13 protein-coding genes are annotated in these 13,075 nt (G+C 68.2%); 8 read left to right on the forward strand and 5 right to left on the reverse strand.

All coding sequences use genetic code 11. The annotated features are described in order from the left end of the window. Positions 1-23 precede the first annotated feature (23 nt). The gene (locus HT136_RS10155) at positions 24-251 is read right to left on the reverse strand and encodes a DUF1272 domain-containing protein (RefSeq protein WP_214199658.1); all 228 of its coding nucleotides are present in this window, start codon (positions 249-251) and stop codon (positions 24-26) included. Continuing rightward, on the reverse strand, positions 251-1,591 hold the full coding sequence (glmM, locus tag HT136_RS10160) for a phosphoglucosamine mutase (protein WP_214199659.1): 1,341 nt from the start codon (positions 1,589-1,591) through the stop codon (positions 251-253). The genes HT136_RS10155 and glmM overlap by 1 nt, the downstream gene beginning before the upstream one ends. Before the next feature lie 162 nt (positions 1,592-1,753). On the opposite strand from glmM, the gene HT136_RS10165 reads away from it, so the two are divergent. Both HT136_RS10165 and HT136_RS10170 read left to right on the forward strand, forming a co-directional pair. After that, on the forward strand, positions 1,754-3,058 hold the full coding sequence (locus HT136_RS10165; RefSeq protein WP_246543575.1) for a dicarboxylate/amino acid:cation symporter: 1,305 nt from the start codon (positions 1,754-1,756) through the stop codon (positions 3,056-3,058). Positions 3,059-3,078: 20 nt separating this feature from the next. After that, complete coding sequence (locus HT136_RS10170) at positions 3,079-3,657, forward strand: flavin reductase family protein (RefSeq protein WP_214199660.1); 579 nt, start codon at positions 3,079-3,081, stop codon at positions 3,655-3,657. Between the two features lie 5 nt (positions 3,658-3,662). Here the strand turns inward: HT136_RS10170 and HT136_RS10175 are convergent, their stop codons facing one another. Then, the gene (locus tag HT136_RS10175) at positions 3,663-4,271 is read right to left on the reverse strand and encodes an HNH endonuclease (protein WP_214199661.1); all 609 of its coding nucleotides are present in this window, start codon (positions 4,269-4,271) and stop codon (positions 3,663-3,665) included. 164 nt (positions 4,272-4,435) lie between these two features. Here HT136_RS10175 and gluQRS point away from each other — a divergent pair, with 164 nt between their 5' ends. From gluQRS to HT136_RS10200, 5 genes are all read left to right on the forward strand, one after another. Beyond that, a complete protein-coding gene (gene gluQRS, locus HT136_RS10180) occupies positions 4,436-5,281 on the forward strand; it encodes a tRNA glutamyl-Q(34) synthetase GluQRS (RefSeq protein ID WP_214199662.1) in 846 nt (281 codons plus the stop codon). Next, positions 5,278-5,511, forward strand: a complete 234-nt coding sequence (locus HT136_RS10185; RefSeq protein ID WP_214199663.1) for an HIG1 domain-containing protein — start codon at positions 5,278-5,280, stop codon at positions 5,509-5,511. The genes gluQRS and HT136_RS10185 overlap by 4 nt, the downstream gene beginning before the upstream one ends. Before the next feature lie 100 nt (positions 5,512-5,611). Then, positions 5,612-6,190 (forward strand): cob(I)yrinic acid a,c-diamide adenosyltransferase, encoded by a 579-nt coding sequence (locus HT136_RS10190; RefSeq protein ID WP_214199664.1) that lies wholly within the window; start codon positions 5,612-5,614, stop codon positions 6,188-6,190. Between the two features lie 95 nt (positions 6,191-6,285). Next, positions 6,286-7,155, forward strand: a complete 870-nt coding sequence (locus tag HT136_RS10195) for a 3-hydroxyacyl-CoA dehydrogenase family protein (RefSeq protein ID WP_214199665.1) — start codon at positions 6,286-6,288, stop codon at positions 7,153-7,155. A 100-nt stretch (positions 7,156-7,255) separates the two neighbouring features. Beyond that, complete coding sequence (locus tag HT136_RS10200; RefSeq protein WP_214199666.1) at positions 7,256-7,573, forward strand: hypothetical protein; 318 nt, start codon at positions 7,256-7,258, stop codon at positions 7,571-7,573. Between the two features lie 4 nt (positions 7,574-7,577). Here the strand turns inward: HT136_RS10200 and HT136_RS10205 are convergent, their stop codons facing one another. Beyond that, positions 7,578-7,874, reverse strand: coding sequence for a hypothetical protein (locus HT136_RS10205; protein ID WP_214199667.1), 297 nt, complete (start codon positions 7,872-7,874; stop codon positions 7,578-7,580). A gap of 26 nt (positions 7,875-7,900) precedes the next feature. Further along, a complete protein-coding gene (mutS, locus tag HT136_RS10210; protein WP_214199668.1) occupies positions 7,901-10,504 on the reverse strand; it encodes a DNA mismatch repair protein MutS in 2,604 nt (867 codons plus the stop codon). Between the two features lie 114 nt (positions 10,505-10,618). Between mutS and HT136_RS10215 the strand changes: the two genes are divergently transcribed. Next, positions 10,619-12,889: an NADP-dependent malic enzyme gene (locus HT136_RS10215; RefSeq protein WP_214199669.1), complete on the forward strand. Its 2,271-nt coding sequence runs from the start codon at positions 10,619-10,621 to the stop codon at positions 12,887-12,889. Positions 12,890-13,075: the final 186 nt, after the last annotated feature.

Consider the following 13,075-nt stretch of genomic DNA (forward strand, 5'->3'; position numbering starts at 1 on the left):
GCGGCAGTTGGGAGGTGCGAGCGTCAGCCCTTGAAGCGGCGCACTTTCGAAGGCGGCGCGGCGTCGTGGTGCTTCTTGGCGCGGGTCGGGCGATCGGTCAGTTCGCCCCCGCACGTGGGGCACATGTCGTCGAGGTCCTCGGCGCAGCCGGCACAATAGGTGCACTCGAACGAGCAGATGAAGGCGCCGGGCGCCTCGGCGGGCAGATCGGCGCCGCAGCGCTCGCAATCGGGACGCATTTCCAGGGGCATCAGGCGGCCGCCTCCTCGACGGCGTGGCAGATCGAGGCCACCGCGGCCTCGACCTTGTCGGCGTTGTCGCCCTCGGCCATCACGCGGATGACCGGTTCGGTGCCCGAGGGACGGATGACGAGCCGGCCCTCACCGCGCAGCGAGGCCTCGGCCTCGGCGATCGCGGCCTGCACGCTGGTGGCCTCGAGCGGCTTGCCGCCCGCGAAGCGCACGTTGCGCAAAAGCTGGGGGACAGGATCGAACAGATGCAGCACCTCGCTCGCGCGCTTGCCCGACTGGACCAGTGCGGCCAGCACCTGCAGGGCCGCCACGGTACCGTCACCGGTGGTCGCGTGATCGAGCAGGATCATGTGGCCCGACTGTTCGCCGCCCACGTTGAAGCCGCCCGACTTCATCCGCTCGAGCACGTGGCGATCGCCCACCGCGGTGCGCTCGAGCGTCAGCTCGAGGCCGCTGAGATAGCGTTCGAGCCCGAGGTTGGACATCACCGTCGCCACCACGCCGCCGCCCTTGAGCTTGCCGCGCGCGGCCATCTGCGTGCCGAGCAGCGCCATGATCTGGTCGCCGTCGACGACCTTGCCGTTCTCGTCGACCACGATCAGGCGGTCGGCGTCGCCGTCGAGCGCGATGCCGATGTCGCAACCGGCGGAGACGACCGTCTCCTGGAGGAGTTCGGGATGGGTCGAGCCGCAGCCCTTGTTGATGTTCTGGCCGTTGGGGGTCACGCCCGCCGCGACGATCTCGGCGCCCAGCTCCCAGAACGCGGAAGGGGCAACCTGGTAGGCCGCGCCATTGGCGCAGTCGATCGCGATCTTGAGCCCGTCGAGCCGCACCGAGGCGGGCAGCGAGGCCTTGACCGCGTGGATGTAGCGCCCGCGCGCGTCATCGATGCGTCGCGCCCGGCCAATCTCAGCGCTCGCCGCCAGGGCGAGCTCCTCGCCCAGCATGCGCTCGATGGCCAGTTCGTCGGCGTCGGACAGCTTGAAGCCGTCGGGCCCGAAGAGCTTGATGCCGTTGTCCTCGTAAGGGTTGTGGCTGGCCGAGATCATCACGCCGACGTCGGCGCGCAGCTCGCGCGTCAAGAGCGCAACGGCGGGCGTCGGCATCGGCCCGAGCAGGATCACGTCCATCCCCACGCTGGTGAAACCGGCGGTCATCGCGTTCTCGAGCATGTAACCCGAAAGCCGCGTGTCCTTGCCGATCACCACGCGGTGGCGATGGCTGCCGCGCTGGAACAGCGTGCCCGCCGCCTGGCCGACCTTCATCGCCATCGCCGCGGTCATCGCGCCCTGGTTGGTGCGGCCGCGGATCCCGTCGGTCCCGAAGAATTTCCTGCTCATGCTCATCCGTTAGCCAGGCCCACGCTCTGGAGTTGTCCCCTGCTCGTCAATTGCTATGTCGCGCCGCGCTGGTAAAGTCACCCCCCTCGTCCCGCGTGCCCCCGACTTTGCCGGGGGACCTGTCGTCCCGCCGCCACACGTGCCCCTTCTTCAAGGACCTTCATGACCGACGCCTCCAGCGCCAGCCGCATGCCCGAAATCCGCGTTCCGGGCCTGCTCACCCTGGGAGGACTGATCGCCGGGCTCGTCCTGGGCGCGCTGCTTCAGGGCACCTCCGCGCTCGCGGCCATCCTGCCCGTCACCCAGCCGCTGGGCGACCTGTGGCTCAACGCCCTCAAGATGACGATCCTTCCGCTGGTTTCGGGCCTGCTCTACACCGGCATCGTCGAGACCGCCGCAGCGGCCAGCGCGGGCGCGCTGGCACGGCGCACGCTGGGCCTCATCATCGCGGTCCTGGCGATGAGCGCAGTGCTGGGCGGCGTGCTCATGCCGTTGCTGCTTCACCTCTTCCCCGCACAGGGCCTGGGCCTCGCGCCCAGCGGCCCGCAGGCGCCCGCGACGATCCCCGGTTTCGCCGACTTCCTCGGTTCGCTCGTCCCCGTCAATGTCCTGAGCGCGGCCGCCGAGGACGCGATGCTCCCCGTGATCGTGTTCATCGCGCTCTTCGCGGCGGCCAGCACGCGCCTTGCCGAAGAGCCCCGCCGCCAGCTCGCGCTGCTCTTCGAGGGCCTGGCCGGCGCGATGATCGTGGTCATCGGATGGGTGCTCGCGCTGGCCCCGCTTGGCGTCTTCGCGCTCGGCCTCGGTCTTGCCGCACACACCGGCGCGGCGGCGATCGGCACCCTTGGCCACTATATCCTGCTGGTTTCCTCGCTCGGGCTGTGCTTCCTGCTCCTGGGCTACCCGCTGGGCGTGCTCGGCGGGCGCAAGCGCCTGGGCGCCTTCGCCCGCGCGGTGCTGCCCGCGCAAGTCGTCGCGATCTCCACCCAGTCCTCGCTCGCCAGCCTGCCCGCCATGCTGAGCGCGACGCGCGCGCTGCGCATCCCGGCGACGAGCGGCGAGTTCGTGCTGCCGCTCGCGGTCACGCTGTTTCGCTCGACCGGCCCCGCGATGAACATGGGCGTCGCCATCTACGCCGCGCACCTTGCCGGCTATCCCCTCAGTTCCGGCGCGATCACGGCGGGCGTGCTGGTGGCCTTCCTCACCACCTTCGGCGCGGTCTCGCTGCCCGGCACGATCAGCTTCGTCGCCTCGATCGGTCCGATCGTCGCGGCGATGGGCGCCCCGCTCTGGCCGCTTGGCATCCTCGTCGCGGTCGAGATGCTCCCCGACATCATGCGCACCGTGGGCAACGTGACGATGGACGTCGCGGTTACCGCCGCGGTCGATGCCGGGGTCGAGGGCGGTGATCCTGAGGCCAGGGTTGACGGGGCCCCCTCCGAACCCGATCCCGAGACGATCCACTAGGCTTGCCCGAACGAGGCCCGATGCCCGCCCAAAACGCCCTTCCCGATACCTTCGCCGACTGGCCCGCCAGCCACGCCCGGCAAGTGCTCGAACCCGGCCCGGTGGTCCTCCTCACCACCCGCCACGAGGGCCGCGACAACGTCATGACCCTGGGCTGGCACCAGGTGCTCGACTTCTCGCCCTCGCGGATCAGCTGCATGGTCTCGGCCGGCAACCACAGCTTCGCGGCGCTGCGCGCGAGCGGGACTTGCGCGATCAACGTGCCCGAAGCCGACTTGCTCGACACGCTGGTGGGCATCGGCAACTGCTCGGGCGCCGAAGTCGACAAGTTCGCCCGCTTCAAGCTCGCGAAGGCCGAGGCGCGCGAGATCGACGTCCCCGTGCTGCCGCAATGCGCCGCGATCCTCGAATGCCGCCTCCACGACGCGCGGATGGTGGAGGACTACAACCTCTTCATCCTCGAAGTCGTGCGCCTGTGCGTGCGCGTCGATCCCGCCGAAGCCACGTTCGTCCATTTCATCGGAGACGGGCGTTTCCGCCTGACCGGGGAGAGCGTCGCGCGGCGCGCGCTGTTTCGCCCCGACATGCTCGGCATCTAGGCCCGCTATTCCTCGAGCTCGATGTCCCAATAGAGCCAGTCGCGCCAGGTTTCGTGCAGGTAGTTGGGCGGGAAGGCCTTGCCGCGCTCCTGCAACTGCCAACTGGTCGGCCGGATCGGTGCGAGCATCGGGGGCATGTTCGCCTGCTTGGGAGTGCGCCCGCCTTTTCGCAAGTTGCAGGGGCTGCAGGCGGTGAGGATGTTCTCCCAGCTCGTGCGCCCGCCCAGCCTTCGCGGAATGACGTGGTCGAACGTCAGGTTATGCGGCGAGCCGCAATACTGGCAGGTGAACTTGTCGCGCAGGAACAAGTTGAAGCGGGTGAAGGCGGGGAACTCGGACGGCTTCACGTAGTCGTGCAGCGCGATCACCGAGGGGATCTGCATCGTCCAGTTGGGGCTGCGCACCGAGCGCGCATAGCAGGAAACAACGTCGACCTTCTCGAGCACGACCGCCTTGATCGCGGTCTGCCAGGGCCAGATGCTGAGAGGATAATAGGAGAGCGGCGTATAGTCCGCATTGAGAACAAGGGCCGGGCAGTCGGAAAGACTTCGGGAGGGGTCATCCTCCGCGCTGCGGAACCGGGCCGCGCGCTCTATCAGCTCCGATCTGAGCATGGCCTCCTGTCGCAGACCGTGATGACAAGTTCATGGCAGCACATGCACGTATTTCGAGCACTTGCGCGAGTCTGCGTCAAGTCTCCTCTCTTTCGGCGTCCTGACAATCCACAGGATGCACAAGTCGTTTTCAGCCGCTCGACTTTGAACTACGAGCCCTTTTCATGATTGCCACGCGCTTTGCCCCCAGCCCCAACGGTTCGCTGCACCTGGGCCACGCCTATGCCGCCGTGGTCGCGCATGACCTGGCCCGCGCGCACGGCGGCCTCTTCCGGCTGCGGATCGAGGACATCGACGGCGCGCGCAGCCGCCCCGAACTGGCCAGGGAGGCGCTCGACGATCTCGCCTGGCTCGGCCTCGCCTGGGATGGGCCGGTACGCTACCAGTCGCAGCGCCTCGCCGACCACGCCGCGGCGGGCGAGCGCCTCAAGTCGCTCGGCCTGCTCTACCCCTGCCACTGCACCCGCGCCGAGATCGCCGCCGCGGCAACCACGATGGGGCCCGACGGCCCGGTCTATCCCGGAACCTGCAAACATCGCGCCGCCGCCCCCGAAGGCGCGGCCTGGCGGCTCGACATGGGAAAGGCCCTGGCGCTCACCGGCCCGCTCAACTGGTACGACGAGTGTGCTGGGCTGCAGGCGGCGGATCCCGCCCGCTTCGGGGACGTCGTGCTGCTGCGCAAGGACCTGCCCGCCAGCTACCACCTCGCCGCGACACTCGACGATGCCGCCGACGGCATCACCCTCGTCACGCGCGGCCTGGACCTCTTCGCGGCCACCCATATCCACCGCCTGCTCCAAGCGCTGCTCGGCCTGCCGGTGCCGGTCTGGCACCACCACGCACTGCTGGTCGAGACGGACGGGCGCAAGCTCGCCAAGCGGCGCGGCTCGCCCTCGCTCGCCGACCGGCGCCGCGCGGGCGAGGACGGCCGGGCGATCGCACAGGCGCTGCGCGAAGGCACCTTCCCCGCTGGCCTTTCGCTTGGCGAGGGCGTAGCCTTGCTCCCATGAGCACTTTTCTCGTCATCGTCATCATCGCCCTGATGATCGCCGTGGTCATCAGCCTCGTGCGCGGCATCGTCGCCTTCCTGAACAGCACGAAGGAGGATCTGAACCGCGATCCCGGCGAAACCGGCCCGACGAAGAACCAGGAACTGCAGAACCGCATGATGTTCAACCGCATCAAGTACCAGGCGGCCGCGGTGCTGGTCTGTGCGATCCTGCTGGCGATGACCCGCTAGGCCGCTCCTCTCCGACAGACAGTTCACCGGTGCAGGCGCGTGCAAAGGCGCCGCGCCAAGGCTAGGCACGGCGCGCGGCAAACGCGGCACAAGGACATTCATGGTCAAGCTCAACAAGATCTACACCCGCACCGGCGACGACGGCACCACCGGCCTCGTCGACGGCTCGCGCCTGCCCAAGCACGCCGCGCGCATGGAGGCGATCGGCGCGGTGGACGAGGCCAACAGCGCCATAGGCCTCGCCATCTGCGCGCTGGGGGAAGGCGCAGCGGCGCGCAATCTCACGCGCATCCAGAACGACCTCTTCGACCTTGGCGCCGATCTCGCCACCCCGGGCGAGGACTTCACCCCGGGCGAAATGACCTTGCGCATCGTCGAGGCCCAGGTCGACTGGCTCGAACGCGCGATCGACGCGGTGAACCTCGCGCTCCAGCCGCTCACCAGCTTCATCCTGCCCGGCGGCAGCGAAGGCGCGGCGCGTGTCCACGTCGCGCGCGCGGCGGTGCGCCGGGCCGAACGCTGCGCCACCGCGCTGGCCGAGACCGAGCCGACCAATCCGGCCGCGCTGTCCTATCTCAACCGGCTGTCCGACTACCTCTTCGTGCTCGCCCGCGCGCTCAACGAAAACGGCGCGCGCGACGTGCTGTGGGTGCCGGGGCAAAGCCGCCAGGCAGAGTGAACGCCGCCCCGGGCAATCCGCCCGATTTTCACCGCCCGCCCGATCGGCTAGGCCACGCGGCGGACACGAGACCATCCAAAGCGAGAAAGACCCCAATGCAGACAGTCGGTATCATCGGTGCGGGCATCATGGGCACGGGCATCGCCCAGACCGTCGCGAGCAAGGGCATGGACGTCGTCCTGACCGACGTCAGCCTCGAAGCCGCCGAGAAGGGCAAGGCCAGGATCGAGAAGGGCCTTGCGCGCCTCGTCACCAAGGAAAAGATCACGCAAGGCGACGCCGAGGCGCTGCTCTCGCGGATCACGCCCGCGGCCGATTACGCCGCGATGGCGCCCTGTGACCTCATCATCGAGGCCGCGACCGAACGCGAGGACATCAAGGCGAAAATCTTCGAGGCCGCGGGCAAGGTCCTCAAGGAGGGCGCGCTGATGGCGTCCAACACCAGCTCGATCCCGATCACCCGCATGGCGGCGGGCACGGTCGATCCGGCGCGTTTCTGCGGCCTCCACTTCTTCAACCCGGTCCCCGTCATGGGCCTGATCGAGGTCATTCCCGGCCTCGCCACCGCACAAGACACCATCGATCGCATGAAGGCCTTCGGCGAGAGCCTGGGCAAGACGGTCGTTCTCGCGGGCGACGAGGCGGGCTTCGTGGTCAACCGCGTGCTGTGCCCGATGCTTAACGAGGCGATCTGCGTGCTGGGCGCGGGGGTCGCGTCGGTCGCGGACATCGACGCCGCGATGAAGCTGGGCGCCAATCACCCGATGGGCCCGCTCACGCTGGCCGACTTCATCGGCCTCGACACCCTGCTCGAGATCATGAAAGTCCTCTTCGAGAGCACCGGCGATCCCAAGTACCGACCCGCGACGCTGCTCCAGAAGTACGTCGAGGCGGGCTGGTACGGCCGCAAGAGCGGCAAGGGCTTCTACGACTATTCGGGCGAGGAGCCGGTTCCGACCCGGTAAGACGCAAGTTGCGAGGGCCATCGCCCTCGCAATATTCGCCTCCCTTGCGCCGGGAACGCGACTCGCATCTCGCCCGTTGCACGGTCAAAGGAGAACCCCGATGACCGAACGCAACGACGACCTCGCCCCCGAGACGGTGAACGCCGAGCAGCAGGACGCCCCCGCGCAGGCCCAGCAGGTGGCCGAGGAAGCGATCGCCGAAGCGACGTCGGTGCTGGGGCTCGAACAGAGCGAAAAGCTCTCGAACAGCCTCTATGGCGCCAATGCGCAGGACCTCGTCGACCACATGCGCCAGATGGACACGAGCGGCACCATCGACATGTCCGCCTACGCCGGCGAGGAGGCGATGGACGACCTGGAGGACCGCTACGGCCGCGAAAGCGCCCCCGATCCCCAGCTTGCCGCCGACGACAGCTAAGCGCTTATTCGCCCTTGACGTGAACCGGCGCGGGCGACGACTTGGCCCAGGGGTTGGTGTGATCCGACGCCTTGGGCTTGGCGTCCGCGCCCAGGATACGGGCAAGTTGCTCGGCGTCCTTCGCCTGCTCCGCCTGCGCCGAAGCCTCGCCCTGCGATGGCCCCTTGGATGGCGAGGCGTCCTTGTTCGTGAGCGCCGGGACCGAGCAATAGGCGGTAAGCAGGACGCCCGCACTCCACCACAGCGCGCGCCAACGGCTGCGGAACACGGAATTCATGCGGGGGCCAAGCGTGCTGATCATGGCCCCGGACCCTACACCGCCGAAGGTTAAGCTTCGGTACCCGCCTCGCGCTTGAGATCGTAGAGGATTTCGAGCGCATCGCGCGGGGCAAGGGCATCGACGTCCATGTCGCGCAGCTTCTCGCGCAGGCTGTCGCAGGCCTCCTCGCGCGCCTCCTCGGCGGCGGCGAAAAGCGGCAGCTCGCCAAGCCCTGCGGCAAGCCCGCCGGTCTCGGCGCGGCCCTTTTCCAGCTTCTCGAGCACCGACTTGGCCCGGCTGATGACCTTGGGCGGAACCCCGGCAAGGCGCGCGACGGCGAGGCCATAGCTGCGGTCCGCCGCGCCTTCGGAAAGCTCGTGGAGCAGGACCAGCTCACCCTTCCATTCGCGCGCACGCACGTGGTGAAGCGAGAGCGCCTCGCAGGTTTCGGCCAGCCGCGCCATCTCGTGGTAGTGCGTCGCGAAAAGGCAGCGGCAGCGGTTGGTCTCGTGCACCGCCTCGGCGACCGCCCAGGCCAGCGCAAGGCCGTCGTAAGTCGAAGTGCCGCGCCCGACCTCGTCGAGAATGACGAAACTGCGCGCAGTCGCCTGGGCCAGGATCGCGGCGGTCTCGACCATTTCGACCATGAAGGTCGAGCGCCCGCGCGCGAGATTGTCCGAGGCGCCTACGCGGCTGAACAGCCGGTCGACCATGCCGATCTTCGCAGCCTCTGCGGGCACGAAGCCGCCCGCCTGCGCGAGCAGGACGATGAGCGCGTTCTGGCGCAGGAAGGTCGATTTACCGCCCATGTTGGGGCCACCGATCAGCCAGAGCCGATCGTGGCTGGCAAGACGGCAGTCGTTGGCAACGAAGCGCTCGTTCTGGGCCTTGAGCGCGGCCTCGACGACCGGGTGGCGTCCGCCCTCGATGTCGAGCGAGAGCCCCTCGACCACCTCGGGCCGCACCCAGTTCCCCTCGGCGGCGCGCTCCGCCTGCCCGGCGGCGACGTCGAGGCGCGCGAGCGCGGCAGCGGTGGCCGCGATCGCCCGGCGCGCGGCAACCGCTTCGGCCACCAGCGTCTCGAAATGGGCTTCCTCGGCGGCCAGCGCGTGCGCGCCCGCCTCGGTGATCCGGCTCGCCTCCTCGTGAAGCGCAAGCGCGTTGAAGCGCATCGCCCCGGCCATCGTCTGGCGGTGCGAGAAGCCGCTTTCGGCCTGCATCAGCGTGTCGGCGTGGCGCGCGGGCACTTCGATGAAATAGCCCAGCACGTTGTTGTGCTTGATCTTGAGCGCGGCGACGCCGGTGTCCTCGCGGTACTTCGCCTCGAGCGCCGCGATCGCCTTGCGCGCGTTGCCCGAGGTGACGCGCAGATCGTCGAGGTCGGCATCATAGCCGCCCGCGATGAAGCCGCCTTGCCCGCGCTCGGTCGGCGGCGAGGCCACCAGCGCGCGCGCGAAATGGTCGATGAGCGGGCCGTGCCCGCCCAGATCGGGCAGGAGCGCGGCGAGAAGCCCCGGCAGGTCGTTGCGGTCCACCAACCGCGCGCCGATCGTGCGTGCGCCCTCGAGGCCATCGCGCAGCTGGCCCAGATCGCGCGGAGACCCGCGCCCGGCGACGACGCGACCGAGCGCGCGCCCGATGTCGGGCATGGCGCGCAAGGCGGCGCGCATGTCCTCGCGCAGCAGCGGATCCTCGTGAAGCCAGCCGACGAGTTCGAGCCGCGCGGAAATCGCCGCGCGGTCGGTCAACGGCGCGGAGAGGTCCTCGGCGAGCTGGCGCGCGCCCGCGCCGGTCACGCAGCGGTCGACGGCGTCGATCAGGCTGCCCTTGCGCGTACCTTGCGCCGATTCGAGGATTTCCAGGCTCGCGCGCGTGGCCTCGTCCATCGCCAGCGTCGCCTCGCCGCTGCGTGCCTCGGGAGGCAGCAGCAGCGGCAGCGCGCCGCGCCCGACATGGTCGAGATAGGCGATCAAGCCGCCCGCCGCCGCCAGCATCGGCCGTGTGAAGGCCCCGAAGCCGTCGAGCGTCGAAACCCCGTGGATGCCCTTCAGCCGCTCCTCGCCGCCTTCGGAGGAAAATTCGTGCCCCGAACGCGCGATCGCGTCCTCGGGCGCCAGCGCCCAGCCGTCCTGCACGACGAGCTCGCTCGCCCCGAGCCGGGCAAGAGTTGCAAGAAATCGATCCGGTGCACATTCCTCAAGCACCATCTGCCCGGTCGAGATGTCGCAGGCGGCGAGGCCCACTACGCCGCGCACCTCACAGGCCGCCGCCAGCACGTTGGCGCGGCGCGGTTCGAGCAAGGCTTCCTCGGTGAGCGTGCCCGCGGTCACGAAGCGCACGATATCACGCGCGACCAAGGCCTTGGAGCCGCCGCGCTTCTTGGCCTCGGCGGGCGTTTCCGTCTGTTCGGCGATGGCGACGCGGCAACCGGCCTTGATCAGGCGGGCGAGGTAGGCTTCCGCAGCGTGGACCGGCACCCCACACATCGGGATCGGCGCGCCGTTGTGCTCGCCGCGAGTGGTGAGTGCGATATCGAGAACCTGACTTGCAACTTTTGCATCCTCAAAAAACAACTCGAAAAAGTCGCCCATCCGGTAGAACAGAAGGCATTCGCCCGCCTCCTCGCGAAGCGCGAGATACTGGGCCATCATGGGGGTTGCGCCGGAACTCATGGCGGCAGCGTTAGCGGGAGCGATGCCCCCTTGTGAAGCGGGCGCGCTTCGCCTTTCCCCTATCGCGTGTCGGATTCTTTCGTTATCGGCACCTGCGAATCCGGGAGAAATCGTTTGTCCGAGAAAAGCAAGGTCCAGTTCACCGAGCGCGAGGCTCTCTTCTACCACCAGACGATCCGTCCGGGTAAGATCGAGATCATCGCCTCCAAGCCCATGGCGACCCAGCGCGACCTTTCGCTCGCCTATTCGCCAGGCGTCGCCGTGCCCGTCCAGGCCATCGCCGACGATCCGCAGAAGGCCTATGACTACACCGCCAAGGGCAACCTCGTGGCGGTGATCTCCAACGGCTCGGCCATCCTGGGGATGGGCAACCTGGGCGCGCTCGCCTCGAAGCCGGTGATGGAGGGCAAGGCCGTCCTCTTCAAGCGCTTCGCCGACGTCGACTCGATCGACATCGAGCTCAACAGCGAGGATCCCGACGCGCTGATCGAAGCGATCGCGATGATGGAGCCGAGCTTCGGCGGCATCAATCTCGAGGACATCAAGGCGCCCGAGTGCTTCGTGATCGAGCAGACCCTGCGCGATCGCATGAACATCCCGGTTATGCACGACGACCAGCACGGCACCGCGATCATCACTGCGGCCGGACTCATCAACGCGTGCCTCATCACCGGTCGCAAGATGGACGAGATCAAGGTCGTGGTGAACGGCGCGGGCGCGGCGGCGCTCGCCTGCACCTCGCTGATCAAGTCGATGGGCGTACGCCACGACCACGTGATCGTATGCGACCGTTCGGGCACGATCTACCAGGGCCGCACCGAGCAGATGGACCAGTGGAAGAGCGCGCATGCGGTCGCCACCGAGGCCCGTACGCTCGAGGAAGCCCTCGTCGGCGCCGACGTGTTCCTTGGCCTTTCGGCCGCCGGCGCGCTGCCGCCCGAATACGTCAAGAAGATGGCCGATGAGCCGATCATCTTCGCGATGGCCAACCCCGTTCCCGAGATCATCCCCGACGAGGCCAAGGCCGTGCGTCCGGACGCGATCATCGCCACGGGCCGTTCGGACTTCCCGAACCAGGTCAACAACGTGCTCGGCTTCCCCTTCATCTTCCGCGGCGCGCTCGACGTGTCGGCAACCGCGATCAACGAGGAAATGAAGATCGCGGCGGCCCACGCCATCGCCGAACTCGCCCGCGAGCAGGTCCACGAGGACGTCGCGGCGGCCTACGGCGGTGAAGTGCAGCAGTTCGGCCGTGACTACATCATCCCCGCCCCCTTCGATCCGCGCCTGATGGAAGTCGTCCCCGCCGCCGTTGCCAAGGCGGCGATGGAATCGGGCGTCGCCCAGCGTCCGATCGAGGACTTCGACGCCTACCGCCTCCAGCTCAAGGGCCGCCTCAACCCGACCACTTCGGTGCTGAGCTCGGTCTACGCGCAGGTCCGCGCGAACCCCAAGCGCGTGATCTTCGCCGAAGCGGACAACGAAGTGGTGCTGCGCGCCGCGATCCAGTACCGCGACTTCGGCTACGGCGAACCGATCCTGGTCGGCCGCACGCAGAACATCCTCGACCTGATGAACGAACTCGGCGTGCCCAACCCCGAGAGCTTCCAGATCGAGAACTCGATGGTCTCCGAGCACGTTGCCCCGATGGTCGAGATGATCTACGAGCGCCTCAAGCGCCGTGGCTATCTCGAGCGCGACGTCCAGCGCATGGTCAACACCGACCGCAACACCTTCGCGGCCGGCCTGCTCAAGATGGGCGTGGGCGATGCCATGATCACCGGCATGACCCGTCCCTTCGCACAATCGATGAAGAACGTGCGCCGCGTGCTCGACCCTGCGCCGGACAAGCTGCCTTTCGGCATGCACATGCTGGTGGGCAAGAACCGCACCGTGTTCCTCGCCGACACCACCATCAACGAGCGTCCGAGCGCCGAGGAACTGGCGATCATCGCCACCGAAGCGGCTGCGGTCGCCAAGCGCATGGGCCACGAGCCGCGCGTCGCGTTCCTGTCCTACTCGACCTTCGGCAACCCCGAGGGCAAATGGGTCGAACGCACCCGCGATGCGGTCCATATCCTCGACGACATGGAAAACGTTCCCTTCGAGTACGAAGGCGAAATGGCCCCCGACGCCGCGCTCAACCCCAAGGTCATGGCGCTCTACCCGTTCTGCCGTCTCTCGGCCCCGGCCAACGTGCTGGTCATGCCCGGCCTGCAGTCGGCCAACATCTCGGCCAAGCTGCTGCGCGAGATCGGCGGGACGACCTCGATCGGGCCAATCCTGCTCGGCATGGAAAAGCCGGTCCAGATCGTGCCGATGACCGCCATCGCGCCCGACGTGCTGACGAGCGCCGTGCTGGCCGCGGCCGGTATCGCCGACTGACGTCGGACCGAACGCAAAAAAGGCCCCGCAAGCAGAGCGCTTGCGGGGCCTTTTTTTTTTGATTGTTTCGAGGGGCATGGCCCCTCGAGCTCCCATTACCGTCCAAGGTAGTTCACACCGGACGCCGCGTGCTTGGCACCGAGCTCGACGGTATACGGGGTCAAGGGGTGGTAAACCCCTTGGAAA

The sequence above is a fragment of the Novosphingobium profundi genome (assembly GCF_018491765.1).
GTDB classification, from domain to species: domain Bacteria; phylum Pseudomonadota; class Alphaproteobacteria; order Sphingomonadales; family Sphingomonadaceae; genus Novosphingobium; species Novosphingobium profundi.

Coding starts and splice junctions, on each gene's coding strand:
- glmM (WP_214199659.1), bottom strand. CDS start 1,591: ATGAGCAGGAAATTCTTCGGGACCGACGGGATCCGCGGCCGCACCAAC.
- HT136_RS10170 (WP_214199660.1), top strand. CDS start 3,079: ATGCCCGCCCAAAACGCCCTTCCCGATACCTTCGCCGACTGGCCCGCC.
- mutS (WP_214199668.1), bottom strand. CDS start 10,504: ATGAGTTCCGGCGCAACCCCCATGATGGCCCAGTATCTCGCGCTTCGC.
- HT136_RS10155 (WP_214199658.1), bottom strand. CDS start 251: ATGCCCCTGGAAATGCGTCCCGATTGCGAGCGCTGCGGCGCCGATCTG.
- HT136_RS10200 (WP_214199666.1), top strand. CDS start 7,256: ATGACCGAACGCAACGACGACCTCGCCCCCGAGACGGTGAACGCCGAG.
- gluQRS (WP_214199662.1), top strand. CDS start 4,436: ATGATTGCCACGCGCTTTGCCCCCAGCCCCAACGGTTCGCTGCACCTG.
- HT136_RS10205 (WP_214199667.1), bottom strand. CDS start 7,874: ATGATCAGCACGCTTGGCCCCCGCATGAATTCCGTGTTCCGCAGCCGT.
- HT136_RS10185 (WP_214199663.1), top strand. CDS start 5,278: ATGAGCACTTTTCTCGTCATCGTCATCATCGCCCTGATGATCGCCGTG.
- HT136_RS10190 (WP_214199664.1), top strand. CDS start 5,612: ATGGTCAAGCTCAACAAGATCTACACCCGCACCGGCGACGACGGCACC.
- HT136_RS10175 (WP_214199661.1), bottom strand. CDS start 4,271: ATGCTCAGATCGGAGCTGATAGAGCGCGCGGCCCGGTTCCGCAGCGCG.
- HT136_RS10195 (WP_214199665.1), top strand. CDS start 6,286: ATGCAGACAGTCGGTATCATCGGTGCGGGCATCATGGGCACGGGCATC.
- HT136_RS10165 (WP_246543575.1), top strand. CDS start 1,754: ATGACCGACGCCTCCAGCGCCAGCCGCATGCCCGAAATCCGCGTTCCG.